Origin of the sequence: Maribacter thermophilus (assembly GCF_001020565.1) — a bacterium.
Lineage (GTDB): Bacteria > Bacteroidota > Bacteroidia > Flavobacteriales > Flavobacteriaceae > Maribacter > Maribacter thermophilus.
Window position 1 is genome coordinate 2,024,732 of the sequence record NZ_LDAS01000001.1, and the last position, 24,028, is coordinate 2,048,759.

At 40.2% G+C, this 24,028-nt stretch carries 26 protein-coding genes and 1 other RNA gene; 13 read left to right on the top strand and 14 right to left on the bottom strand.

The window, feature by feature from the left end:
• Positions 1-51: 51 nt before the first annotated feature.
• From AB657_RS08775 to AB657_RS08800, 6 genes are all read right to left on the bottom strand, one after another.
• Positions 52-711, bottom strand: a complete 660-nt coding sequence (locus tag AB657_RS08775) for a peroxiredoxin-like family protein (protein ID WP_047246151.1) — start codon at positions 709-711, stop codon at positions 52-54.
• A gap of 6 nt (positions 712-717) precedes the next feature.
• The gene (locus AB657_RS08780; RefSeq protein WP_047246152.1) at positions 718-1,362 is read right to left on the bottom strand and encodes a DsbA family oxidoreductase; all 645 of its coding nucleotides are present in this window, start codon (positions 1,360-1,362) and stop codon (positions 718-720) included.
• Between the two features lie 99 nt (positions 1,363-1,461).
• Positions 1,462-2,025, bottom strand: a complete 564-nt coding sequence (locus tag AB657_RS08785; protein WP_047246153.1) for a carboxymuconolactone decarboxylase family protein — start codon at positions 2,023-2,025, stop codon at positions 1,462-1,464.
• A gap of 71 nt (positions 2,026-2,096) precedes the next feature.
• A complete protein-coding gene (locus tag AB657_RS08790) occupies positions 2,097-2,660 on the bottom strand; it encodes a TetR/AcrR family transcriptional regulator (RefSeq protein WP_047246154.1) in 564 nt (187 codons plus the stop codon).
• A gap of 189 nt (positions 2,661-2,849) precedes the next feature.
• Positions 2,850-3,533 (bottom strand): aquaporin Z, encoded by a 684-nt coding sequence (gene aqpZ, locus AB657_RS08795; RefSeq protein ID WP_047246155.1) that lies wholly within the window; start codon positions 3,531-3,533, stop codon positions 2,850-2,852.
• A 174-nt stretch (positions 3,534-3,707) separates the two neighbouring features.
• The gene (locus AB657_RS08800) at positions 3,708-4,574 is read right to left on the bottom strand and encodes a polysaccharide deacetylase family protein (protein ID WP_047246156.1); all 867 of its coding nucleotides are present in this window, start codon (positions 4,572-4,574) and stop codon (positions 3,708-3,710) included.
• Positions 4,575-4,833: 259 nt separating this feature from the next.
• Between AB657_RS08800 and AB657_RS08805 the strand changes: the two genes are divergently transcribed.
• Positions 4,834-5,136 carry a hypothetical protein gene (locus AB657_RS08805; RefSeq protein ID WP_047246157.1) on the top strand — a complete coding sequence of 101 codons (303 nt, stop codon included), beginning with the start codon at positions 4,834-4,836 and terminating at the stop codon, positions 5,134-5,136.
• A gap of 146 nt (positions 5,137-5,282) precedes the next feature.
• Positions 5,283-6,032 carry a polyphosphate--glucose phosphotransferase gene (gene ppgK, locus AB657_RS08810; protein ID WP_047246158.1) on the top strand — a complete coding sequence of 250 codons (750 nt, stop codon included), beginning with the start codon at positions 5,283-5,285 and terminating at the stop codon, positions 6,030-6,032.
• A gap of 46 nt (positions 6,033-6,078) precedes the next feature.
• Here ppgK and AB657_RS08815 read toward each other — a convergent pair whose 3' ends face one another.
• The 5 genes from AB657_RS08815 to AB657_RS08835 form a co-directional block, all read right to left on the bottom strand.
• Positions 6,079-6,984: a hypothetical protein gene (locus AB657_RS08815; RefSeq protein WP_047246159.1), complete on the bottom strand. Its 906-nt coding sequence runs from the start codon at positions 6,982-6,984 to the stop codon at positions 6,079-6,081.
• Between the two features lie 37 nt (positions 6,985-7,021).
• Positions 7,022-7,810, bottom strand: coding sequence for an SDR family NAD(P)-dependent oxidoreductase (locus AB657_RS08820; protein WP_047246160.1), 789 nt, complete (start codon positions 7,808-7,810; stop codon positions 7,022-7,024).
• 325 nt (positions 7,811-8,135) lie between these two features.
• Positions 8,136-9,935: a translational GTPase TypA gene (typA, locus tag AB657_RS08825; RefSeq protein ID WP_047246161.1), complete on the bottom strand. Its 1,800-nt coding sequence runs from the start codon at positions 9,933-9,935 to the stop codon at positions 8,136-8,138.
• A 200-nt stretch (positions 9,936-10,135) separates the two neighbouring features.
• Positions 10,136-10,717 (bottom strand): hypothetical protein, encoded by a 582-nt coding sequence (locus AB657_RS08830; RefSeq protein ID WP_047246162.1) that lies wholly within the window; start codon positions 10,715-10,717, stop codon positions 10,136-10,138.
• A gap of 90 nt (positions 10,718-10,807) precedes the next feature.
• On the bottom strand, positions 10,808-11,374 hold the full coding sequence (locus AB657_RS08835) for a hypothetical protein (RefSeq protein WP_157491636.1): 567 nt from the start codon (positions 11,372-11,374) through the stop codon (positions 10,808-10,810).
• A gap of 87 nt (positions 11,375-11,461) precedes the next feature.
• Between AB657_RS08835 and kdsA the strand changes: the two genes are divergently transcribed.
• Positions 11,462-12,280: a 3-deoxy-8-phosphooctulonate synthase gene (gene kdsA, locus AB657_RS08840; protein ID WP_047246164.1), complete on the top strand. Its 819-nt coding sequence runs from the start codon at positions 11,462-11,464 to the stop codon at positions 12,278-12,280.
• 42 nt (positions 12,281-12,322) lie between these two features.
• On the opposite strand, the gene AB657_RS08845 is transcribed toward kdsA, so the two are convergent.
• On the bottom strand, positions 12,323-13,315 hold the full coding sequence (locus tag AB657_RS08845; RefSeq protein WP_047246165.1) for an AraC family transcriptional regulator: 993 nt from the start codon (positions 13,313-13,315) through the stop codon (positions 12,323-12,325).
• Positions 13,316-13,395: 80 nt separating this feature from the next.
• Between AB657_RS08845 and AB657_RS08850 the strand changes: the two genes are divergently transcribed.
• From AB657_RS08850 to AB657_RS08875, 6 genes are all read left to right on the top strand, one after another.
• On the top strand, positions 13,396-15,729 hold the full coding sequence (locus AB657_RS08850) for a TonB-dependent receptor (protein ID WP_047246166.1): 2,334 nt from the start codon (positions 13,396-13,398) through the stop codon (positions 15,727-15,729).
• A gap of 91 nt (positions 15,730-15,820) precedes the next feature.
• The gene (locus tag AB657_RS08855) at positions 15,821-16,540 is read left to right on the top strand and encodes a DUF4198 domain-containing protein (protein ID WP_047246167.1); all 720 of its coding nucleotides are present in this window, start codon (positions 15,821-15,823) and stop codon (positions 16,538-16,540) included.
• Positions 16,541-16,549: 9 nt separating this feature from the next.
• Positions 16,550-16,882: a hypothetical protein gene (locus tag AB657_RS08860; protein ID WP_047246168.1), complete on the top strand. Its 333-nt coding sequence runs from the start codon at positions 16,550-16,552 to the stop codon at positions 16,880-16,882.
• 82 nt (positions 16,883-16,964) lie between these two features.
• Complete coding sequence (locus AB657_RS08865) at positions 16,965-17,183, top strand: hypothetical protein (protein WP_316933214.1); 219 nt, start codon at positions 16,965-16,967, stop codon at positions 17,181-17,183.
• Positions 17,183-18,751 (top strand): PepSY-associated TM helix domain-containing protein, encoded by a 1,569-nt coding sequence (locus tag AB657_RS08870; protein ID WP_047246170.1) that lies wholly within the window; start codon positions 17,183-17,185, stop codon positions 18,749-18,751. The genes AB657_RS08865 and AB657_RS08870 overlap by 1 nt, the downstream gene beginning before the upstream one ends.
• 5 nt (positions 18,752-18,756) lie before the next feature.
• On the top strand, positions 18,757-19,113 hold the full coding sequence (locus AB657_RS08875) for a hypothetical protein (protein ID WP_157491639.1): 357 nt from the start codon (positions 18,757-18,759) through the stop codon (positions 19,111-19,113).
• A 22-nt stretch (positions 19,114-19,135) separates the two neighbouring features.
• On the opposite strand, the gene AB657_RS08880 is transcribed toward AB657_RS08875, so the two are convergent.
• Positions 19,136-19,501 carry a DUF1801 domain-containing protein gene (locus AB657_RS08880; RefSeq protein WP_047246172.1) on the bottom strand — a complete coding sequence of 122 codons (366 nt, stop codon included), beginning with the start codon at positions 19,499-19,501 and terminating at the stop codon, positions 19,136-19,138.
• An 83-nt stretch (positions 19,502-19,584) separates the two neighbouring features.
• Here AB657_RS08880 and AB657_RS08885 point away from each other — a divergent pair, with 83 nt between their 5' ends.
• On the top strand, positions 19,585-20,697 hold the full coding sequence (locus AB657_RS08885; protein WP_047246173.1) for an Sb-PDE family phosphodiesterase: 1,113 nt from the start codon (positions 19,585-19,587) through the stop codon (positions 20,695-20,697).
• Positions 20,698-20,735: 38 nt separating this feature from the next.
• Here the strand turns inward: AB657_RS08885 and AB657_RS08890 are convergent, their stop codons facing one another.
• Positions 20,736-21,932 (bottom strand): NAD(P)-dependent oxidoreductase, encoded by a 1,197-nt coding sequence (locus AB657_RS08890; RefSeq protein ID WP_047246174.1) that lies wholly within the window; start codon positions 21,930-21,932, stop codon positions 20,736-20,738.
• Positions 21,933-22,064: 132 nt separating this feature from the next.
• Here AB657_RS08890 and ssrA point away from each other — a divergent pair.
• The 3 genes from ssrA (at position 22,065) to AB657_RS08905 (ending at position 24,020) form a co-directional block, all read left to right on the top strand.
• Positions 22,065-22,464: a transfer-messenger RNA gene (gene ssrA / locus AB657_RS17845) on the top strand.
• Between the two features lie 1,029 nt (positions 22,465-23,493).
• Positions 23,494-23,691 carry a hypothetical protein gene (locus tag AB657_RS08900; RefSeq protein ID WP_157491641.1) on the top strand — a complete coding sequence of 66 codons (198 nt, stop codon included), beginning with the start codon at positions 23,494-23,496 and terminating at the stop codon, positions 23,689-23,691.
• A 38-nt stretch (positions 23,692-23,729) separates the two neighbouring features.
• Positions 23,730-24,020 (top strand): helix-turn-helix domain-containing protein, encoded by a 291-nt coding sequence (locus tag AB657_RS08905; protein ID WP_052958662.1) that lies wholly within the window; start codon positions 23,730-23,732, stop codon positions 24,018-24,020.
• Positions 24,021-24,028: the final 8 nt, after the last annotated feature.

Sequence of the window (24,028 nt, forward strand, 5' to 3'; positions counted from 1 at the left end):
TTAGTAACCCAAGACTGCTTTTTAATTCTCTATTTTCTTATCGGGCCTGTATTATAGTTTGTTTAAAACTGCCAATACCTCCGACACTTCGGCCCTTTTTCTATAATCCGCATCTAAAAAGGCATATTGGACAACGCCGTCGGTGTCTATCACATAAGTTGCCGCCAATGGCAACTCATTGCTATCGTCCCCATTTACCCCATGCAAGCCAAATGCTTCTTGGTAAATAGAAGCCACCTCGTCGGTAAGTTTAAATACGACCCCATATGCTTTGGCAATACCATTGCCCACATCACTTAATACAGTAAACTCCAAATTGTGTTTTTCGGCAGTGCTCAAGGAATTATCGGGCAATTCTGGCGTTAACGCCATTAGCGTGGCACCTGCTTTTTTAAATTCGGGTAATTTTTCTTGTAAATAATGCAAAGTGATATTGCAATACGGGCACCATCCTCCCCTGTACCATGTTAACACTACGGGACCGTTTTTTAATTCTTCGTACAACTTCACCGATTTGCCCAGGGCATTTTTTAAAGTAAAATCCGGCGCTTTATCGCCCACGTTCAAAGCCCTGTCCAGTACTCCGGAATCTTCTACACTTTTAATACCGGCCGCATAGACCCTATTCTTTTCTTCGGTGAATTTTGCCGCACTAGCTTTTCGCTGTACATCCAATAGGGCATCCAATTCCCCTGTGTTTCTATTTTTCATATCATATTATTCGCTGATAAACTCTGAAAGCACTTGTTTGAATGTGTCAACAGGCTGTGCTCCGGTAATGGCGCTTTTTCGGTTGAATACAATAGTGGGCACGGAATTGACCCCCATATTCTTCCAGTAGCCTTGCTTGCTCCTTACGTTGTAACGGGCTTCCTCCTTGTCCAGTTCGGCAAGGGCTTCTTCCGCATTTAAACCTACATCCAATAAAGCCTGTTTTAATACATTTCTATCCGAAACATCCTTGCGTTCGCTAAAGAAAGCCGTGGTGAGCCGCATATTCAATTCCGTCTGTTTGCCATGAGCCTGGGCATACTCTAATAAAACATGTGCATCAAAAGTGTTCACCATCCGCATTTCATCAAAATAATCGAATGTAAAACCGAGTTCTCTTCCCATTTCGGCCATACGCTCTTGCGATTCTTTTTGCTGTTCTATGGTAGACCCATATTTTTGGGCAATATGCTCCGTTACATTCTGGCCTTCTGCAGGCATATCCGGATTCAGCTCAAAAGGTTGCCATTCGATTTCAACTTGGTCCTCGATACCTAATTCCGAAATAGCTTTTTCCAAACGTTTGTAACCTATGGTACACCAAGGGCATACCACATCGGATACGATATCTATTTTTAATTTTTCTTTCATGTAAAAAAGGGTATTAATTCACTGTCAACTGATTTTGGAGATTGGTAAAACCTTCCGAATAAACGGAAGGTTCATAACAATCAATCAACCTGCAGTCATCTATGAAACCACATTCTCTTTTGACCATGCAAACTTTTTAAAACCGGCATCTACCGGAGTATTGGCTATATGGTTCACATAATTGCTTATTGTTTTTTGTGATAGGCCTAAAATAATTTCCAGTACTTGGGCCTCGCTATAACCGGCCGCGTAAAAAGCGTCTAGGTCTTCTTGGGTTACGTGCCCACGGTTTCTGACAATGGTCAATGTCATGGTGCGCAAGGCCTCCAACTTGGGGTTTTCAAGAGGGGTTTCGTTACGCAATGCCTCTGTGATGGCATCGTCCACTTTCATCATTTTTGCGATTCCCGTGTGGGCCGGAACACAATAGTGACATGCATGCTCCACATTAATGGTCTGCCATACCACGGTCAGTTCTTCTTCGTTGAAAGAAGTTTGGGTAAACAACTCATGTAAGGTTTGATAGGCTTCCAAAATTTTTGGCGCCCCGGCCAAAACACCGTGCAGACCGGGAATCATCCCATAGGCCTTTTGTGATTTTTCCAATAGTTCCTTACTTCCTTCGGGAGCCGTCTCAATGTTGTGAACTTTTAATGTTGTCATGCTATTCTATTTAAATTTATTATTATTAATTATTTCTAAACAATCGTTTAGTTTTAAAGTAAAAAAAATGTTCAAATATTCTTAAAGGTCATCTCTATATAATCCTCTATTTCCTTTTTTGTATTTACCCTAGAAGCCGCCGCCAGTCCATGTTTGGCCAATAATAGGTAATTGGCTTCCCTTAGAATTGTTTCCTCATCTTTGGTCTTATCCATTTTAAGTTTTTCGATAATCAAACCTTTAAGGTCAGTCATAAATGAATTTACCTGTTCTTTGATAAGCTGATCTTCAATTTGAGAAAACTCGTTATAGGTGTTCGTAATAAAACAGCCTTTACTATGGTCGACTTTAAAATCGGAACTTACAGAATCGTAGAAAAATTGTTTGATATCGGCCACCCCGTTGTTGGCATTTTTCAGCTTTTCCAGTATACCCCTAACCTTTGTTTTATAACGTTCCAGACATTTAAGAAACAATCCGTGTTTGTTCTCAAAACTGGCATAGATAGAAAACTTATTGATGCCCATTTCTTTCTCGAGCATCTGCATAGAGGTATTCACGTACCCATTTCTCCAAAAGAGGTTCATGGCCTTCTCTACGACCTCGGCTTCATCATATTTCTTTTTTCTTGCCATTGCTGATAAGTACACCACAAAACTAAACAATTGGTTAGAAATAAAAAGAACTTTAACTTTTTATAAGCAAACAAAGAGGGGTTTGAAAATACCAAACCCCTCTTCAAAACTCTTGAGAATAGTTGTTTCGATAGCCGAACATCTACTTTCAACATCCTACTATTAAATTCAACATTCCTTATTTTTCTCCTACTTCTCCGGCGAAATAAATTTATAGACCAAACCAGCTAAAATGGCACCTACGATAGGCGCTGCCCAAAACAGCCACAACTGCTCTGTGGCCCACCCCCTAACAAATAATGCCTGACTGGTACTTCTTGCCGGATTCACCGATGTATTGGTTACCGGTATACTGATCAAATGGATCAAGGTAAGTCCCAAACCAATGGCCAGACCGGCAAAGCCCTTGGGCGCCTTTGAATGGGTGGCCCCCAATATGATGATCAAAAACATAAAGGTCATTACAATTTCGGTAATCAGGGCCGATGCCATATTATAACCATCGGGAGAATGCTCTCCATATCCATTGGCGGCAAAGCCCCCAATATCAAATCCGGGTTTACCGCTTACGATCAGGTACAAAATACCCGCACCAGCAATACCACCTAATACCTGGGAAATAATATAAGGAACCAGTTCTTTTTTATCAAAACGCCCGCCGATCCATAAGCCTATAGATACTGCCGGATTTAAATGACAACCCGAAATATGACCTATGGCATACGCCATGGTAAGTACCGTTAGACCAAAAGCCATGGCTACACCAACAAAACCGATTCCCAACTCCGGAAATCCGGCTGCCAATACTGCACTTCCACATCCTCCCAACACCAACCACAACGTTCCAATAAATTCTGCTACTAGTTTTTTCATAATTATATATTTAATGGTTATTTACTTAACTAGATGGTGTCAATAAAAAAACTGAGGACCATAGTTTATACAGCTACGAAGTCTACATCACCCTTGTACGTAGTTACACAAGTTAGTGAAATTTCCATTCGAAAGAACTATTTGCAGAACAATACCCTATTGGTTTTGAACGAATTATACCATCAATACCGCCTTTACATCTTTCCATGTAACCAATTGTATATCGTACTCTTTTAACTTGGCCATATTTTCCGGATCGGTAAAACTTTCAAAGTCTATTTGCCTCCATTCAGCACCAAAATTCGGATGGTTCACCGCAATCGCCCTCATTTCCGGATCATTAAATGCAGGATGTATCAAAATAATGTTCAGGCCTTTTACCAAATCTTTAAAAAGTTCAGAATAATATTTCTTCATACTTCCAGATTCAAAATACTCATAGGTAGCATAATGCACTTTATCCACAATAAAATCATTTTTACCGAGGTTCGCATCTACATCCAACCCTACCATTTGCATTAACTGTGCACTGATCATTACCGGAAGGCCATATTGCCTTCCCAGTTTTTTATAGACTTCAAAAAATCTTGGGTCCGCCCCTACACTATACATATGTGAATCTAAATGAGTGGGTTTCAACCCAAATTTAAGGGCCCTATCTATTTGGGCCACAAGTTCTTTTTCTACATCTTCTACCGTGGCATTTTCTCTAAGCTGCTCTCTTTTTTTAAAGAAAAAGCCGTTCTCATCCACCAAACTAGGAACCTCTTGCACCGGCAATACGGGTCCAAACCTATAATGCTGCCATTCGCAGGTCAATGTCAAATGAACACCGTAGTCAAATTGAGGATTGTTAGTGGCAAATACCGCCATTTCAAAGAACCACGGGCAAGGAACCATTACGCTGTACGAGTTAACCATGCCCTTTTCTAAAGACTGCATAGTTGCCCTATTTTCAGCGTGTGAAAGCCCGGCATCATCCGCATGGATCATCAGTAATTTGGTGTTTTCGGTGAAACCCAATTGTTGTCCTAGAGTCATTATAAATACTATCTATTTAGAGTTTATTACTAAAATATCGATTTAAAAGGTAAAAGGTAAAAAGAACATTCGGTAATAACGGCCAAGTGACGCAGATACCTATGAAGTATTTAGAAACAATTATTTCTTATTATAAAATAAAAGGGCATAAAACATTGTTATATGAAAGAATCATTTTTACTTATGATGCCAGTTTTAGGTATTATACCAATGAATCGAATATATATTTAAACACTATTTACATTAAAATTTTTATAAAATGAAAACGATATTACTGATCTTGACTTTTGCCCTAACAAGCCTAAGCGGAAGTACGCCCCAAGATACCATGAAGTTGAACGGCCTTTTTGATAAATATGAAAATGGGGTTTACTACTTTTCTACCTACGAAGGGGATACCTACCAGTTTCAAGAAATTACAGAAGAGGCATCAAAACTATATGACTTTACCGGCAGCGAAAATGTGGGTCTTTTATTTGCCATTACGTACAATACCGAGATAAAGGAGACTCCAAACAAAACAGAGTACAATACTATTACGAACATTATAAAACTACAATAACCGGGGAGGTTGACTTCTTAAAAAAGGGCCAAGGTCCTTTTTTTTATGTAGTAATATTAGGGTTTGTCCATGCAAAGCAGGTTCTAAATCAAACTTCACAGAGCCAAATCTTTTTTGTTTCTTTGTGATTATAATAAACTTTTGAAATGACTATACTTGGTATTGATGTAGGTGGTTCTGGTATTAAAGGAGCTTTGGTAAATGTAGAGACCGGAGAAATGTTAACAAAAAGATTTCGCCTACCGACCCCAAAACCGAGAACACCCGAGGCAATGTCAGATGTAATTGCCGAAATCGTAAAGCACTTTGATTATAAGGGCAAAGTAGGTTGCGGTTTTCCTACGATCATTAAAAAAGGAATTTGCAAATCTCCCGGAAATTTAGACCCAAGTTGGTTGGGTGTAAATGTAGAAGAACTCTTAGAGAAAAAAACCGGGCTTGATTTTACCGTCATCAACGATGCCGACGCTGCCGGATATGCCACTATGAATTATGGTATTGGCAAAGGAAAGCAGGGTCTGGTAGTGATGATTACCATAGGAACAGGCTTGGGAAGCGGTGCTTTTTTCAACGGCACATTGATCCCTAATTTTGAATTGGGACAGATTCCGTACAAAAAATATAAAAAGATAGAACGTTGGGCAGCAGGTTCGGCAAAAGACAGAGAAGATCTTTCGTATGCCAAATGGGGAAAGCGTTTTAATACGTTCTTACGTTATGTAGAGCTTATTATATCGCCAGACCTTATTATTCTTGGTGGCGGTGCTTCCAAAGATTTCGACCAGTTTAAAAACAAAATTAAAATTGAAACGCCCGTAATCGCTGCAGAACTACAAAACCACGCAGGTATTATAGGAGCGGCCGCGGCAACTATGCACAAAGCACCAAAAGTATAATCTTCAAAAAATAATTAGGGCTTGGTTAAAACCAAGCCCTAAAACATTATTCCAATATTTTTGCGTTTTCTGGAACTTCATAAAAGTCCTCTGGCAACTCTTTAATAAAACTTAGGTCAGATATCTCTATATTGGTAATATGTTCGCCCAGTCCCCCTTCATCTGAAAGCCAATGGGTCTTTAACGAACTTGGCAACAATACACCATCTACATTCACCAATTCCCCCACTTCCATAATTTTTTCGGGGGCGTGCCCGCCATCTTTAAAATATTCTGGATATGACACTATGTATCTTGTAGCGGTCAGTAAATGGCTTTCCGCATCGAACTGTAAAATATAATAATCATCGGGGGCGTCTCCGGTGCCTGCGGCAAAGGTTACTTTGACCACATCGTTCTTTTTTCCTTTAAATTCCGTTGGGGGCAAAAGCTCTAGGTTCACCCCTTCACCATCAAGAACAAAAGGATGCCCCATTAAATAAATCGGTGTCAAGGCCCAAAATTTAGTATCATAGGCAAAGCTGGTACTGTCTTTAGTCTTTATCCACGCTTTTTCACCTGTCCAGCCAAACTGATCCGTACTGTCCTTTACGCTATAATGCCTTGCTTTGTTGCTCCATGTATTTATGGTCTGGTAACTATCCCTAACGGTTCCGCCATCCACAGGCATATATTTAAACCTAAAACTCAAGGCTCCATTTCCAAACCATGTAGCCAAGCCGCCATGTGCTTCCATTCCTTTCCATAAAATAGAACCGGCTTCTGTCTTCAATAATTCTTTTTGTGCTTTTTCAACTCTTTTACGAATCCAGGCCGGTGGCACCATAGCAGGGTTGTTGGCCGTTTTAACTTCTGCCTTCACCTTTTCGGGTTTCGGCTTTTGCTTTTCATTACAAGAAAAGACCATAATGGCCAATAATGCCAAGAGGGCATAGGAATATTTATTTTTCATACAATACATTTAGTTACTTTTAAATCCGTTACATCGGTTACATTGCCTTGTGGTCTAAACTTGCTTCTTTTTTTTGTTCATAGACCTTGGCAATCTCTGCATCCAGTTTTTCGGGATTTTCAAAGTTAAGCACATTTTCTTTCTCTCGTTGTTCGCCTCCGAATATTACATGTAGCTCTTTGTTCACCATCCCTTCTATGGCGCGTTTTGCCACAAATTCGGGCGAATCCATTTCCATACCTTCGAATTTTTGCATCATATCGGTAGCGGTTGCCGTTGGAAAAGCACAGGTTACACTAATATTAAATGGTGCCAATTCTCTTCTCATAGCATCGGAAAATTGACGTATGGCAGCTTTGGTACTACCGTAGACGGCATAAAAAGGCATTCCTATCAATCCCATACCGGAAGATATATTAAGAATAGCGGCCTCTTCCGATGATTTTAATAAGGGAACACAGTATTTTGTCAATAACAGCACCGCAGTATAGTTAACCGCTACCTGGTCATAAATTTCCTCATCCGGTAAATCCTCTAAAGGTCCGGCGGAAACAACACCGGCATTATTGATCAAAATATCCAATCCTCCCCATTTATCCTCTATACGGGCAGCAGCTTCCCTAAGGACATCAATATTACCAACATCGCCCGCTACACGGATAAATTCCACCTCCTCGTTCTCCTCAGAGATATCCTTGATACATTTTTTGTCCCGGGCAATAATGGCAATATGCGTTACACCTTGACTAATTAATTCTTGCACCATACATTTTCCGATTCCCCTAGTACCACCAGTGATCAGTACTTTTTTTCCTTTTAGTTGCATGTTGATTTTTTTGGTTGAGTTTTTGTTGAAATTAAGTTGTTTGTAGTCATTAATTTAGTCAAAAAAACAAGTTACTTCAGAAGAAAGTTGAAGCCTGCAACATTATTACGAAACTACCAGTCATAGCTTCGTTATTATGTAAAAAAAAGAAAAAAAATATTAATTTTTTAACATTTATTCAGTGGTATTTTAACATTTGAAACCAAAGAGGACCGTTAAGGAAAATTAAGGGAGACCGGTTATAACAAAATTTAGGCCCTGTACCTAAAATAAAGACATAAAAAAAGCCCCGATGTAATCGAGGCTTTCTTCATTATTTACTTTGTTATGCTATTTTATTTCGCTTGCGCTCGTTCTCTGTAAGGAATATTTTTCGAAGTCTTAAATGTTTGGGGGTAACCTCAACATACTCATCTTTCTGAATATATTCCAATGCCTCTTCCAAAGAGAACTTAATGGCCGGTACAATCTTGGCCTTATCATCGGCACCTGAAGAACGAACGTTTGAAAGTTTTTTGGTTTTGGTAATATTAACGGTCATATCATCTCCACGAGAGTTTTCACCTATAACCTGACCTTCATAAATATCCTCTCCCGGATCTACAAAGAACTTACCTCTATCTTGCAATTTATCGATAGAATAAGGTATCGCTTTACCGGTTTCCATAGAAACCAAAGATCCGTTCTGACGTTGCGGTATATCTCCTTTCATAGGTTGGTACTCCAAGAAACGGTGTGCCATAATGGCCTCCCCTGCGGTTGCGGTCAACAACTGGTTTCTTAATCCGATAATACCTCTTGATGGGATCTGGAACTCACATACCATGCGGTCTCCCTTTGCCTCCATACTTGTCATTTCTCCCTTACGCATAGACACCATCTCAACAGCCTTACCGGATACTTCCTCTGGTAGATCGATCGTTAAGAACTCGATAGGCTCACATTTAACGCCGTCAATTTCTTTAATAATAACCTGTGGTTGTCCTATTTGTAGTTCGTATCCCTCTCTACGCATGGTTTCGATCAATACCGAAAGGTGCAATACCCCACGGCCAAAGACCAAAAATTTATCGGCACTGTCCGTTTCATTTACCCTAAGGGCCAAATTTTTCTCCAATTCGCGCTCTAGGCGTTCCTTTATATGGCGAGAGGTAACAAATTTACCGTCTTTGCCAAAAAATGGACTATCGTTAATGGTAAAGAGCATACTCATGGTAGGCTCATCTATAGCGATGGTCTTTAGACCTTCGGGGTTTTCAAAATCTGCAACGGTATCTCCGATTTCAAAGCCCTCTACACCGACCAATGCACAAATATCACCTGTTTCCACTTCTTGTACTTTTTTACGACCAAGGCCTTCAAAAACAAAAAGCTCCTTAATTTTAGATTTTACGATGGTACCATCCCTTTTTACCAAAGAGATTGGCTGACCTTCCCTTAAAGTTCCACGTTGCAATCTTCCTATGGCGATCCTACCTGTAAAAGAGGAATAGTCCAAAGAAGTAATCAACATTTGCGTGTTACCTTCTTTTGGTTCAAAGCTTGGTATGTGCTCTATAACCATATCCAAAAGAGGTTCTATATTGTCGGTTTCGTTCTGCCAGTCTTCGCTCATCCAGTTATTTTTGGCCGAGCCGTACACGGTAGGAAAATCCAACTGCCATTCTTCTGCACCCAATTCGAACATCAGATCAAATACTTTTTCATGTACTTCTTCCGGTGTACAGTTTTCCTTGTCCACTTTATTGATCACCACACATGGCTTAAGACCAAGGTCTATCGCCTTTTGCAACACAAAACGTGTCTGTGGCATAGGGCCTTCGAAAGCATCCACTAGCAACAAAACACCATCCGCCATATTTAGCACACGTTCCACCTCTCCACCAAAGTCGGCGTGGCCGGGAGTATCTATAATATTTATCTTGGTATCCTTATAAACGACAGAAACGTTTTTGGAAGTAATGGTAATACCACGTTCTCTTTCCAGGTCGTTATTATCCAAAATTAAATCACCTGTATTCTCGTTTTCACGAAACAAGCTACAGTGGTACATTATTTTATCTACCAAGGTGGTCTTACCGTGGTCAACGTGCGCAATGATCGCAATATTCTTTGTAGTGGACATAAGGTCTATTTTAAGCGTGCAAAGATACTTCAAATTATATTAGGTACACTTAATCTTATGTTATTTTTATCTTATTGATTTTGAGCGTGTTCCCTAAACCACGAACTACTTTTTTTTTCGATTCGTACCCTTACCTAGCCCAATCTATGCCCAAGAACACAAAACAGTGCCAACCTCGTTGTTAATATGGATTATGTAGATTACTCGAAAACGGGCTTTCTAGATTTTCGTTTGGTAGCTACCCATCCAAATTTAAAACTTACCATAGGCCCATATCCACTGGGTACACCGTCTCCTTTGTAATAACCGGCACCCAGTTCCGCATTAAAATTGAACCCTTTCGGATAGGTACGTTGTATACCGTATACCATACCATAAAAACCTAAGTTAAAATCATCCGGCCCGTTGATATCTGTGGCAAGCCGTACCTGTGAAAAGAAAATGGCCTGTGCGGCCGCTATGTAGTTTCCAGAGTTTCCAGAAACATTTTTATCCTTTCGCAAACGCCTATTAAAATTATGATAGTATCTATATCTATTGTTCAAGGCCAAACCATAGGTATAGCCTTCTTCATAAATGGCGGCCCCCAAGCCCACATCTACGGAGACACTTTGGTTTCTGAACAACCCAAATTCATAACTAAAACCTGGATTAAAAAAATTGAACTTAAACTGATGTTGCTCAAGATTTATGAGACCCGAGCCTTTTTCTGTGATACCCCTTACCTGTGACTGCACGATCTGAAAGGCAAAAAACAAGAGTATTAGCGTAATTTTCTTCATGTGGTTAGATTGAAGTTGTCTTTAAAACTAAAGTTTTAAAGATAGGTAACCATCTGATTTAAAGAAATATTAAGAAATAAGGCATAAAAATTATCGCCCTACGCACCATCGTTTTTCACTAATGATCCAACCGATGCTTAAATTGGCCACCGGATAGATCGCCCCTTCAAATTGCCCTGCATAATAGGCGGCCCCCACATCAAAAGAAAAATTGAATCCCGAGTCATAACTACGTTGTAGCCCCGTAACCAAACCTGCATAACAAAAGGCACCTTTCACTATTTCATTTTCAATGGTACGCGTACCAGGAAAAAAGACGGCGGCCGCAGGTGCTATGTAATTGGCAGAGTTACCGTAGATCTGTCTTCTTTTTCTTTGGCGGCTCTCAAAATTGTAATAATACCGGTATTGTGCGGCTACGGCAGGCAAAAATGCCAACTCCTCATATACGTCTGGCAGCAATGGATCCAGGGCTACCTGTAAACCGGCCTTTACATCGAATGTAGTATTCGCGCCCAAGGCCATTTCATACTCAAAGCCCGGGTTTATAAGATTGATCTTCATTTGCCTTAACTCACAATTCTTACCGAATTGAGCATTCATTTGAAAGCTCAAAATCAATAACAAAACACAGGTTATATGCTTAAGTAGGTTCATTTTTTTAAGATTGGGTACGTACAAACGTTCCTATATACAACAGAAAGCTGCTTAAAATAGTATCTTTGCATCTAAAAAATTTAGTGTATGAACCTTTCTTTAATTCCTCAAATAAAACATACCGATGCCAATAACTTTTTTTTACTTTCTGGCCCCTGTGCCATAGAAGGTGAAGAAATGGCCCTTCGCATTGCGGAACATATCGTAGAAGTTACCGACGAGCTTAAGATTCCGTATGTTTTTAAAGGAAGTTTTAAAAAGGCAAACCGTAGTAGGTTAGACTCCTTTACAGGTATTGGGGACGAAAAGGCATTAAAGATTTTACGAAAGGTATCCGAGACTTTTCATATTCCCACGGTTACCGACATTCACACGGAACAAGATGCCACGATGGCGGCCGAGTATGTAGATGTATTACAGATTCCCGCTTTTTTGGCCCGCCAAACAGATTTGGTGGTCGCCGCGGCGCAAACAGGAAAGACGGTAAACATAAAGAAAGGACAATTTATGAGTCCTGAAAGTATGAAACATGCGGTAAACAAAGTTACCGAAACCGGTAACCAACAAGCCATTATTACAGATCGTGGTACTATGTTCGGGTATCAAGACATGATTGTAGACTTCAGGGGCATCCCTACCATGCAACAGTATGCACCTGTGGTATTGGACGTTACCCATTCTTTACAGCAACCCAACCAATCGTCAGGTGTTACCGGAGGTAGGCCCGCCTTGATCGGTACCATGGCGCGTGCAGGTATCGCCGCCGGGGCGGACGGACTTTTTATAGAAACCCATTTTGATTGTGCCAATGCGAAAAGCGATGGGGCCAACATGCTAGACCTAGCCTTATTGAAAGGACTTTTGAGCAATTTGGTAGCGATACGAAAAACGATCAACTCGTTTTAAGGGTTATAGCACATAGCAACCTTAAGGGTACCGCAATTATAATTACTGTGTGGTACTCGCCCTGTAATTTTTAGGGGCCACACCCACTTCGCGTTTAAAAGCCGCAGAAAAGTGGGTCGCATTTTTATAACCTATTTCCTCTGCAATTTCATAAATGGGCAAATCGGTGTTGCACAATAAGGATTTTGCCCTTTTAATCTTTTGTGCAATACTATGTTGATGCACCGTTAGCCCAAAGACCCTTAAAAACTCTCGATCTAGTATAGTTTTGTTAAGTCCGACCTCGCGAGACAACTCGTTTACGGAATAGTTCATCTTTAAATTTTCGTCCACAATCCTTTTTACCGTAAAAAGCTTTTTTAAAAGGTTACTGCCCATTGAGGCATTTAGTTCCGCACCACCACTTTTATAATTTGAAACCAGTATCGCCAATAGCTCAAACACCTTTGCCTTTAAAAATATTCTTCTGGCAGAGCCGCTTATATTGAGCTGCTCAATAGATTCTATAATGCTTAGCACTTCATTTGTAATAGGCAATATTAGATTATCGTCTACAAACTCTTTGGGCATAATATCGTTTTCAAACCCATGTTTGGACAAAAAGGAGACTGGCAGTCTAATACTCATTTCCTTGCAAGGTCTGTTAGCGGCAATTTTGCAGTCACAATCAAAACATCGTATCCTGGCCATGTAGGCATCGCCACTTTCAAAAAAAACACTCCCAAAACCTCTGACAGAAACAACTTTTTCACCTTCTATCAGAAAACAGAGTTCCACAAACTCTTCGCAGAAGTTTTGTTTAACAATAAGCTCTTGTTCCAATTTAAACGCACATATGGCAATGGTAATATCTTCAAAACTAATAAGGTTCACGCTCCCCTTTCCATATACATTCTTTATGTTAAACGTATCGACCTTGGTCTGGTTAACATTTTTTGTACCCAAAAGCTCCCCAATTTCCTCATAAACAGATTTGTTGGACAATGTTAGATCTACCTTCTTCACCTTATTAAAATCACGTCTTTTTTTTACCATTTCACGTCATTTCTTATTGAGTACATCTTCTTAATTTCGTTTCAAACTTATTTAGACTAATTAAAAATAACTAATTTTATATGAAGAATTTTTATACAATATTGCTTTTACTCTTCGGCATATCCGTTTCAATGGCACAAACAGGAGGCATAGCGGGCAAGGTCACCGACCAGCGCAACAAGCCCTTGCCGAACGTAAACATTGCACTTATAAAAACAAGTCTAGGTAGCACCACCGATTCTAATGGCGATTTCCAGATACAAAATATAGCCCCTGGCAAATATGCAGTTACGTTTTCTATGATCGGGTACGATTCTAAAACCATATCCGTTACGGTATCGGCAAACACAACCACCACATTAAAGGCCATCGCATTGTCAGAGAAACAAGAACAGCTTAGCGAAGTGGTCGTTAAAGGCCATCAAAACAAATATGCGTTAAAAGCCCCTTCCCAATCCTTAAGGTTAAAAACCGAGATAGCCAAGTTACCGCAAAACATTCAAGTTATCAGTAGCGATCTTCTTCAAGACCAACAAGTTACTAGCATCATGGATGGCGTAATAAGAAATGTATCAGGGGTAACCATGTTAGAACATTGGGGAAACTTTGCCAGGGTAAACATGCGGGGTTTTCGTCTGCCCGCTTTTAGAAACGGTTTCAATGTACAGGATTCTTGGGGTCCCCTATCTGAAGATATGGCCTTTGTAGATCGCATAGAATTCGTAAAAGGTCCGGCCGGTTTTATGATGTCGGCCGGTGAGCCCGGAGGATTCTACAATGTGGTCACCAAACAACCAACAGCCAAGACCATCCGCCAAGTATCTCTCATGGCCCGGAGTTTTGATAATTACAGAGGAACGTTGGACCTTGGCGGAAAAGCCACCAAAGACGGTAAATTATTGTATCGTTTTAATGCCATGTACCAGACATCGGATACCCACAGAGGCGATGAAGATGCCGAACGTTATGGTTTTGCACCGGCCTTAACGTATCGTATTTCCCAAAAAACATCGGTTACGGCAGAGCTAAACGTACAGCAGGCAGAGAGTTATATTGGCTCGGCATATGTTTTTGCCCCTGTTGATGATGGTTATGGTAGCCTTGATAGGGATTTTAAATTTACCGATACCAATTACCCTGTATCCGACATACAAGAAGTTACCTTTTTTGGCACCTTTAAACACGATTTTAACAAAAACTGGAGTTGGGAAACAAAATTTGGTTATTTAAGGTATGATCAAGTGGGCAATTCTATTTGGCTTTGGTCTTTAGAAGACAATGGCGATGCCGTCCGGTACATTAGTAATTGGGATGCCCTGTCTATGGGCAGATACTTTCAATCGTACATCTCTGGCTCTTTTAACACTGGTAGCATAAACCATAAAATATTAGGTGGTTTTGATTATAGTCAAAAAGAATATTGGGCAGATTTTGGCCAGTATGCCATTATTGACATTGATGAGCCCTTTAATATTTATGACCCCGTTTACGGAAACACGGTGGAACCAAGCTTTAATAAATCTCCCGAAGTTCAATACCGTGACAACGTATACAACTACGGCAGTATTAACCGATCGGTATACCTACAGGATGAAATAGGCTTTTTTAACGATAAGGCAAGATTAACCTTGGCAGGACGCTATACCCACTTGTTTATGAATGGAAGAGAGGCTACAGATTCAAAAATCACCCCAAGAATAGGTCTAAGTGTCGATATATTACCCACCCTTTCGGTCTATGGACTCTATGACCAATCTTTCATCGGACAAAGTGGCGTAAGTTTTGATGGCGAGGCTTTTGACCCTGTAGACGCCAATGATATCGAAGGCGGAATTAAAAAGAGCTTTTTTGAAGGTAGGTTAAAAACCTCTTTGGGCGCCTACCAAATAACCAAACAAAATGTATTGGTCACCGATCCCGAAAACCCAAATTTCTCCATACAATTGGGAGAAATACAGTCTAAGGGAATAGAATTTGATTTACAGGGAGAAATAACCCCGCAATTAAACTTGATCTTAAACTATGCCAACACCAATGTTGAGATTACAGAAGACTCAGATCGCGATAATATCGGCCAGCGCCTTTCTGGGCATGCCAAACATGTTACCAACGGATGGCTGAATTATAAATTTTCTGAATTCTCAAAACTAAAAGGTTTTGGGGCCTCGCTGGGCTACCAATATCAAGTGGATCGCTCTACCTGGGCATGGGCGGCCGACAACGAATCTTTTCTCCCCGATTATTTTAGGTTGGATGGCGCACTTTCTTGGAGCAACGAAAAACTGCGGGTTCAGTTGAACGTAAACAATATTTTGGATGAGTACCTCTACTCGGGCTCCGATTATGGCAGCTACCTATACTGGCAATCAGAACCCGGTATTAACGGTAGGGTTACGGTAACCTATAATTTTTAAAAGACCTTGTTAAGTTTAAGTTTAGAAGTTGAGTTAGTTTAACCGGCAGGTTCTTGGTATGTAGCAAGAGCCTGCCTTTACTCCAGAAACCATGAAAAAATTAATAACCACCATTATACTATTAGTAATAACGACCACCCCTTCTTTTGCCCATTACCTCTGGCTAGAAACCGACAGATCCGGTAGTTTAGACCAAGAGCAAGAGGTAAGGGTCTATTACGGAGAATATACCTACGGCGTTATCGAAGCGGTACAGGGTGATAATTTTCCGAAAGTATCAAATTTTCAACTATGGCTCGTACTACCCGATGGATCCAGAACAACTTTAAAAACCAAAGCCGAAAAAGACCATTACGTCGCCTATTTTACCCCAAAGACAAATGGTACCTATACCATAGCTTTAGATAATAATCAAATTGATGTATTGGATTATACCCAATGGGATTTCGGAATTTTTAAAACCCATTACCATGCCACTGCCAAGGTTCAGGTTGGTGCCGATTACACCGATACAAAACCAACGAACGATCAAGGCATTGCCATTAAGGAATTAAAGAGCGATACTAACGAAATAAGGCTACAGGTATTTTTTAAAGGACAGCCGTTGGCAAAAAACGAACTTAAAATATATGTGTCGGACCTATGGAGCAAAACCATAGAAACCGATGCGCAGGGAATCGTTCGCTTTTTATTACCTTGGAAAACAAAATACACCATGGAAACCACCTATGAAGAAAGGATTCCTGGTAGTTATAACGGAAAGGAATATGAATTTATATGGCATTGTGCTACCTACTGTATAAACCAATAAACCATTTGTATGATATCGTTGATTCTTTCTCTTACATTTTTAGGATTCTATCTATGTTACTCCACCTCTAAAAAACAGGTGATCACGAATACATTAAGAATAGAAAACTGGGGACAACAACATAGTTTCTTGGCTAATTTTTGTGGAAGTATGGCATTGCTAGCAGCCTGCACACTATCTATGGCATATTATGGTTGGGCCGCAGGTATCTTCTCTTTTTCCATAATACTAATGACCATTGCAAGTCTTGTTATCCTCTTACACCCCTTAAAACTTATTACCTATAAAACAGTAGGGTTTTCATTGGCCTTATTTCTAATCTGTGAATTTTTATTCTTTTAATATGCCTGCCAATCCAAAATATTTAAATCCATCTTTCTGGTCCCGGTTTTCTAAAATCACCGCTGCTATTATCGGGGGTTTTATGGTCTCCATCTTTTTTCATTTGGCGATTGCCAGTTGGTTTAATCATGTAAACGTAATCATAACCAGTACCTATACTTCGTTCATTTTATGGGCCGCTCTCATGATCTTTGCATTCTTGGCCAAGAATGGTTGGCGTATATGGGCCATTTACCTACTGGCGTCCGCCGTATTGGCGATCATCATGTTTTATGGAAAATCGCTAAACCCGATCGTATAATGAACAAGAGAACCTATAACATACTATTTCATTTACACACCGTAAGCGGTATCGTAATTAGTGTAGCCCTTTACGTTATTTTTTTTACCGGTTCTTTTTCATTTTTCAGGGATGAAATCGTGAATTGGGAAAGAGGCCATACCGTGAAGGTCCCAGATGAAATTACCTTGGATTTTGATGGGACTATCAAAGACATATCCAAAGAAAATACCCTATTCGGCAGGGATATAGAGTTAAGACATTACTTCAACGAACAAAATGTAGGGGTTAATCTAGGGGCATCAAAAGACACCTTACTATCAAAAGAGCAGCGGGCGGGATCTTTTTATTATCTAGACCCTATAAACAAGACCACTACCGACTACATTGGCTCATACACACTTGGGGAGTTTTTATATCGTTTGCATTTTTTTGCTCAACTTCCACACCCGTACGGATACTACCTATCGGGTTTTGTAGCCTTCTTTTTTCTTTTTGCCTTATTTACCGGTATCGTTGTTCACTGGGATAAAATTATCAAGAACTTTTATGTTTTTAGGCCACGGGCCAAGCTAAAAACCCTTTGGACAGATGCCCATACGGCATTGGGCGTTATTGGGTTCCCGTTCCAATTTGTTTATGCCGTTACCGGAGCCTTTTTTATGTTAAAGCTTTTATTGGTAGCCCCAAGTGTACTTGCCCTGTACGACGGTGATGATAAGCAATTGTACGAAGACCTGGAATATGCGCATCCAGAATTTACATTCAACAATACTCCCCTACCTACCCCTATAAGTATTAATAGTTATGTGGATCGGGTAAAGCAAAAATGGAAAAACTTTAAAGTGACCGAGGTTCACATTTTTAATTACGGGGATACCAACATGCATGTTTCGGTCAGTGGAAATCTGGACTACAAAGATAAATTGAACGGCTTTGGACATATGATTTTCAAAGTAGCCGACAATAGCATCTACGATGTTAAAGACCCTACTCTAAAAACATCGTACCTAGATATCGTAAAAGGGATGTTCTTTAGACTCCATTTTGGAGATTATGGTGGTTACGGCCTTCGTATTATATCGTTTATTATGGGCCTCATAGGCTGCTTTGTGATCCTTAGCGGAGTATTGATATGGCTCACCGCCAGAAACAAAAAGAACATACCCCTTAAAAAAAGAAAGTTCAACGAAGGGGTGGTAAGGTACTATTTGGCCATTTGTCTGAGCATGTACCCCATAACGGCACTCTCCTTTATTATGGTGCAGATTGTAAACCCCGCAGGAATGAATATGCTCTACACGTTCTTTTTTATAGGATGGTTATTGATCAGTATTTTGTTCATTCTAAAAAAAGACAACTATTTCACCAATAAATACAGCCTACTATCGGGAAGTGTTTTTGGTTTGGCCGTACCGATCGTAAATGGTATTTGTACCGGAAATTGGTTTTGGGTCAGTTATTCCAAAAGGTTAGAGCAAATTTTATTTATAGATGTTTTTTGGATTCTCTTGGCCCTGACCGGTTTTTTGGTTCTCTATAAAATGAACAAGCAACAAAGACCAGTATTAAAAACAGCTAAAAATTAATGATTATGGAAACTATATATGAAAACGACTATGGTGCCACGCTGCTTTTAGAAGATGCCCCAAACCCCAACTGCAAAATACAGTTGGTGGTCGACTCTATCGGTATTTTTATGAGCGAAAGAGATATAGAACACTTGTTGACCATTGTGGCGGGTACGGGGCAGCCCTGTAATTGTTTGGAGTGTGGCGGCAACCCTTGTAATAAAATCTGGTGTGCCAATCCATCTATAGATATCTGCTTAAAGGTAGAAGGGAAGAAACTAAGCCTTTTGGAAGACCTATTGAAAGGCACCCAGTTTATATTGAATATGGATGCCACCCTGGCCAAGTATAGGGTAAAACCCAACAAAAGGGATTCTTAACAAGAATAAGAATATCTTATATCTATTTATAGAATCCTTTTCCCCTTACAGCATAGGCATCCATCAATACATCTATTAAGACCTGCTCGTCTATTTCTTGCAGAGCCATATATCGTAGCGATCTCATGATCTTTCGGTCTTGGCCTACAAGTTTATCAGGGTGTACGGTCAAGTGTGCGGCATTCCAAAACCCCACGTCCACATAACGCTTTTTAAGTGAAACGTTCATATAGCAAAAGGGTTTACCTTCCACATAGTAAAACGGCAATCTATATTTGTATTTTAATTCTACCGAGGGTACATTTCTTTCGATTACAGATTGTAGGTACAATAGAATTTCCCTGTAGGATTCGGGCTGATTTAAGATATAACTTTCGGCAGGGTTCATATTCACTTTTAATTTACCATTTCTTAAATATAGAGATACCTATTGGAGATTATCAAATAGTACATTTGAAAAAACGTCCGATCATGAAAACCAAGCTTGCCAGCCTTTTTCTTTTTTTATCCATTACTTCATATGCACAGGACCATACCCATAGCAGTTCTAGGCCTTTGAGTTTTCCGGACATACCGGGCTACAAAAGCCTAAAAACGGACCTACACATGCACACGGTTTTTTCGGATGGTAAAGTTTGGCCCACTATTAGGGTTACCGAAGCACTTAGGGACAATTTAGATGTTATTTCCTTAACAGAGCATCTAGAGTACCAACCGCATAAAGAAGATATTCCACATCCGGACAGAAACCGATCATACGAAATAGCCTTGAAAGAAGCCAAAGACCACGACCTTTTGATCGTACACGGTTCAGAAATTACAAGAAGTGCCCCCATGGGACACAACAATGCCGTTTTTATAGCAGATGCCAATAAGGTATTAAAAGATAAGGCCGAAGATTCTTTCTCGGAAGCAAAAAAACAAGGCGCCTTTGTTTTTTGGAACCATCCGGCATGGTATGCCCAAAATCCACAGGGAAATCCGATCTTGAGCGATTTTCAAAAAGAAAGAATCAAAAAAGGTGAACTACATGGTATCGAGGTAATCAACACCACCGATTACGCCGAAGAGTCTTTGGCCCTGGCCTTGGAAAACAACCTAACCATTATGGGTACCAGTGACATACACGGGCTTATAGATTGGGACTATACCGAAAAGGGAAACAACAGGCCCATTACCTTGGTTTTTGCAAAAGAGAAAAGCCTGCCCTCGTTAAAAGAAGCCCTGTTTGCCGGAAGAACCGTAGCCGTTTACAACGATCTGTTGGTGGGTAAAGAAGAATTTTTATTGCCCCTGTTAAAGGCAAGCATCACCATAGAAAATGCCAGCTACGCCGGAAAAAGCAATGTGCTGCAAGTAGACCTGACCAATAGTACCAGCAGTGACCTACTTTTTGAAAATGCATCGGACTATACATTTTACGACAGTTCTCCGGTATTTGAAATTGCCGCCGGCGCGACAAAACGTTTAATGGTCAAGACACTGGACAGAAAAAACACCATAGACCTAAAGCTAAAAGCCCTAGGATGCTTTACGGCCCCAAAAACCCAGCCGATCGTTACCTATAAGATAAACATCGACTAACCAGCTCCCCTAGATAAAATCTTCTTGGGTATTAAGAATCAGGAAACATAATCCTCTAAATAAGAATAACGTTTGGTGAGTTGGCCATGCCGTGTCATACGTGCACGTTGCAAGACCCCATCTTTATCGTTATTAAAAAAAGCAGGAATCACATTTTTTATAAAAGCCTCACCAAAACCTTCGCTGGCATCCCTAGGCAATTCGCACGGCAAATTATCTACCGCCATAACGGCAATGGCCGACTCTTTTTTATAATCGGTTTCTTCCTCGGTCTCGGGATCATAGCCATAAATAGGATCTGCAATGGTCGAAGGCTTGATGGTAGAGGCCACGGGCCCATCTATATCGCAACTGATATCTGCCACCACCTTGATCTTAAAATCTGGATGTTTGGCATCTTCCCGGGTATAAAGATAGGGCGCCCCCTGACCATAAAAATGCCCTGCAATATACAAATCGGACACTTTGGCGAACCTAAAGAAGTTGGATTTATATTCCTCGGGATGGGCAAAAAAATCGGCCTTGTTGCCACGTACCCCATCCTTTCTTTTATTGTATTCCCCGGCATCTATCTGGCAGTAAACAGGTTCGTTAAAATCCTCTTCTAGATATTCTGTAACGTTGACCCTTCTCATTTCCATACCGTCCAACATTTCCCTGGCACCGTTACCTACCCTTCCCCTACCGGTCAACAGTACTTTTATATTCGGCAGTTTTATTTTTTTCAATTCCGAGATCAACGCTGCCTGATCTGGAAGGTCGTTCGCCTTGGGCAACTCGTACAGACCATATTTAAGACCGTAAGCCCTAAAGCCATTATAAGCCCCTACGATACCGGCATATCTACCAAAGGCGACCAAACGTTGCTCTTTGGTATTGGTAATGACCTCGTGGTCGTACAGTTCTATGTTCTTATCCAAGACAGCTCTCAACAAATTTCTATTGTAAGGTTGTTTTTTAATGGTATGCGAAAAGAAAAAGTATTTTTTATTGGGTATCAGGGCCTCTATGGGCACTTCTTTTACCCCTAGCAGCACATCACATTCGTCCATTTTATCGGCCACCACCATACCGGCCTGTTTATAGCTGTCGTCATCATACGCCCTAATGGGCGACGGTTCTACAATAATTTCGGCCTGTGGATATGTCTTTAAGACTTTTTGACATGCCTTGGGAGATAGCACCACCCTGCGATCGGGCGGGTTTTTCCGTTCTCTTATAATTCCGAACTTCATTGGGTTGCTTTGGTATAATTATTGCCCTAAATGTAAAAGGAATTATATCGGTTCACAAACTTTTGTTAGTTTTGCTGCCCTGGATTTTCTATTAAAGGGAAATCTGGAAAGATTAAAGTTCTTTAACATATTGGGGCCGACTGGTTTTGACAGCGAGACCAATGGCATTGTAAGCATGTCGAGCGCTGGGGTACAGCTCGTTAATATCATACTTCACACTTTTAATTGGCGAAAATAATTACGCTCTTGCCGCTTAATCTGAATCATAGTAAGATTAGCCTCGTCCCTACAAGGTAGGGAAGCGAGATGTTCCTGAATAGCCCTTGTTGACGGCGATTCATTTAGGAGCACCAGAAAAGTCAACACAAGGGTACCCGTTTGCTTCGGCGGTACCACTAAAATCTTAAGAAGATAAGTGTACATTAGGCAGTTTCTGGTCAGGTGTACATCGAAAACCAAGCAGAGACTAAGCATGTAGAAAGCACTGACGTTGCTTGTTTGGACGAGGGTTCGAATCCCTCCGGCTCCACGATCACTCAAGAAACCACGCTTAAAGGCGTGGTTTTGTGTTTTATAAAATGTCAAAACAAAGTTTTGTAAATGATATAAAAGGCAAAACGAGAAGCGATAGCTTCGTGGTTTCTTATTTGCAGAACGGAAGCCCAAGGGAACACCGCAGGTAATCCCCACTCCAGTATAAAGCCATTTGTTACGCCTACGGGCTTCGAAGGCCAACGCGCCAACTCGCCCCTTCGCTAAAAAGGTCTGCAAGACCTTTTCTTTACGCTCGGGCGTCTCCGGGCCATTTATCTTAAACCATACAAATACCCAAAACAAAGTATTTTGTAGTGGATCTTACGCTTTTCTGTAATACTTTTCTTTTAAATTATTTTAATTTGGTTTAAATTTCTGATTGTTTAAAGGCCGTACACGTATGCACCTTTAAATCGTAGGAAACACCCGTATGTATTGCTATTGAATATAGTACGCATAAAAAAAGAAATACGTACCATGGTACGCTTACACAATTGTTAGGGTGCATTTAAACAAACCTCTCGCTTAAACTTCAAACCCCTAGTAAAATAAACTAGTTTTATTCCCCACAGAAAATATATTAAACTTTTTTACTTTTTTTATTGCTCACAGAAATAATTTATGTATATTTGCATTGTAGTTCTTTGAAATGTTTGTGTAGTGAACCCAAGAGTTTTTTTATTAAAACTATTGAAGAGGGATTTTCCCTCCACCCGTAATGGGTATTTGTAATGGCAACAAGAGACCTAATGACCGAACGGACGTACGACTGAAAAGAAGTACAGAAGAAGACCGATTTAGATTTATTCAACCCCTTACAAGATTGCTTAAAGAGAAAACTAATTACTATAAGAGGTTTTAAATTTAAGCAGGAACTTGAGAAGTGTTTAGGACTGTATCCTATATGGGTTCACGCAGCTAATTAAGCAGGTAGCATAGTGCTCCCCTAGTTTTTTATAAACTAGTTAATTAAATTATACGATATAGTATGAAACACAAACAAAGAGTTGACCAACTCCAGAACGGAGTGAGGTCACTACTCGCAAAGAGCGGGTACGCGTTCTCGGAAGAGGATAAAGCTTTGCTAGAAGCAATTCTAGTAGAGTTGGAAGAGATATCAAACAATGAAAAGGACAACAGTCCGGACCAAATTTTGAAAGTTCTCTCCCTACTTCTAAGATTTTTGAAATTCTTCGGAATTGACGATATCTCTGGGTTATTCTAATTCCCCACTTCTCATTTTTTTTTAAATCAAATATTGATATGAATATAGGTAATGCCATAAAAGATTTAAGACAGCAAAAAGGTTTCAAGCAAACTGATTTTGCTGTCGAATGTGGTTTGTCACAATCTTACCTTTCTTCAATTGAAAAAGGCAGAAAAGAACCTACATTAAGTATTCTAAAGCAAATTGCTAACGCTCTTGCTATACCAATGCCTGTATTGGTATTCTTTTCTCTTGATAAAGAAGATATAGCCGAGTCTAAGCAAGAAGCTTTCAGAATGTTAGAACCTTCTATCAAAGGTCTAATAAGTGATGTTTTCATTTCATAACTTTTTGA

Bases quoted from the DNA above. Each gene is read 5' to 3' on its own strand.
- AB657_RS08775 (WP_047246151.1), bottom strand. From the start codon at position 711: ATGAAAAATAGAAACACAGGGGAATTGGATGCCCTATTGGATGTACAG.
- AB657_RS08780 (WP_047246152.1), bottom strand. From the start codon at position 1,362: ATGAAAGAAAAATTAAAAATAGATATCGTATCCGATGTGGTATGCCCT.
- AB657_RS08785 (WP_047246153.1), bottom strand. From the start codon at position 2,025: ATGACAACATTAAAAGTTCACAACATTGAGACGGCTCCCGAAGGAAGT.
- AB657_RS08790 (WP_047246154.1), bottom strand. From the start codon at position 2,660: ATGGCAAGAAAAAAGAAATATGATGAAGCCGAGGTCGTAGAGAAGGCC.
- aqpZ (WP_047246155.1), bottom strand. From the start codon at position 3,533: ATGAAAAAACTAGTAGCAGAATTTATTGGAACGTTGTGGTTGGTGTTG.
- AB657_RS08800 (WP_047246156.1), bottom strand. From the start codon at position 4,574: ATGACTCTAGGACAACAATTGGGTTTCACCGAAAACACCAAATTACTG.
- AB657_RS08805 (WP_047246157.1), top strand. From the start codon at position 4,834: ATGAAAACGATATTACTGATCTTGACTTTTGCCCTAACAAGCCTAAGC.
- ppgK (WP_047246158.1), top strand. From the start codon at position 5,283: ATGACTATACTTGGTATTGATGTAGGTGGTTCTGGTATTAAAGGAGCT.
- AB657_RS08815 (WP_047246159.1), bottom strand. From the start codon at position 6,984: ATGAAAAATAAATATTCCTATGCCCTCTTGGCATTATTGGCCATTATG.
- AB657_RS08820 (WP_047246160.1), bottom strand. From the start codon at position 7,810: ATGCAACTAAAAGGAAAAAAAGTACTGATCACTGGTGGTACTAGGGGA.
- typA (WP_047246161.1), bottom strand. From the start codon at position 9,935: ATGTCCACTACAAAGAATATTGCGATCATTGCGCACGTTGACCACGGT.
- AB657_RS08830 (WP_047246162.1), bottom strand. From the start codon at position 10,717: ATGAAGAAAATTACGCTAATACTCTTGTTTTTTGCCTTTCAGATCGTG.
- AB657_RS08835 (WP_157491636.1), bottom strand. From the start codon at position 11,374: ATGAACCTACTTAAGCATATAACCTGTGTTTTGTTATTGATTTTGAGC.
- kdsA (WP_047246164.1), top strand. From the start codon at position 11,462: ATGAACCTTTCTTTAATTCCTCAAATAAAACATACCGATGCCAATAAC.
- AB657_RS08845 (WP_047246165.1), bottom strand. From the start codon at position 13,315: ATGGTAAAAAAAAGACGTGATTTTAATAAGGTGAAGAAGGTAGATCTA.
- AB657_RS08850 (WP_047246166.1), top strand. From the start codon at position 13,396: ATGAAGAATTTTTATACAATATTGCTTTTACTCTTCGGCATATCCGTT.
- AB657_RS08855 (WP_047246167.1), top strand. From the start codon at position 15,821: ATGAAAAAATTAATAACCACCATTATACTATTAGTAATAACGACCACC.
- AB657_RS08860 (WP_047246168.1), top strand. From the start codon at position 16,550: ATGATATCGTTGATTCTTTCTCTTACATTTTTAGGATTCTATCTATGT.
- AB657_RS08865 (WP_316933214.1), top strand. From the start codon at position 16,965: ATGGTCTCCATCTTTTTTCATTTGGCGATTGCCAGTTGGTTTAATCAT.
- AB657_RS08870 (WP_047246170.1), top strand. From the start codon at position 17,183: ATGAACAAGAGAACCTATAACATACTATTTCATTTACACACCGTAAGC.
- AB657_RS08875 (WP_157491639.1), top strand. From the start codon at position 18,757: ATGGAAACTATATATGAAAACGACTATGGTGCCACGCTGCTTTTAGAA.
- AB657_RS08880 (WP_047246172.1), bottom strand. From the start codon at position 19,501: ATGAACCCTGCCGAAAGTTATATCTTAAATCAGCCCGAATCCTACAGG.
- AB657_RS08885 (WP_047246173.1), top strand. From the start codon at position 19,585: ATGAAAACCAAGCTTGCCAGCCTTTTTCTTTTTTTATCCATTACTTCA.
- AB657_RS08890 (WP_047246174.1), bottom strand. From the start codon at position 21,932: ATGAAGTTCGGAATTATAAGAGAACGGAAAAACCCGCCCGATCGCAGG.
- AB657_RS08905 (WP_052958662.1), top strand. From the start codon at position 23,730: ATGAATATAGGTAATGCCATAAAAGATTTAAGACAGCAAAAAGGTTTC.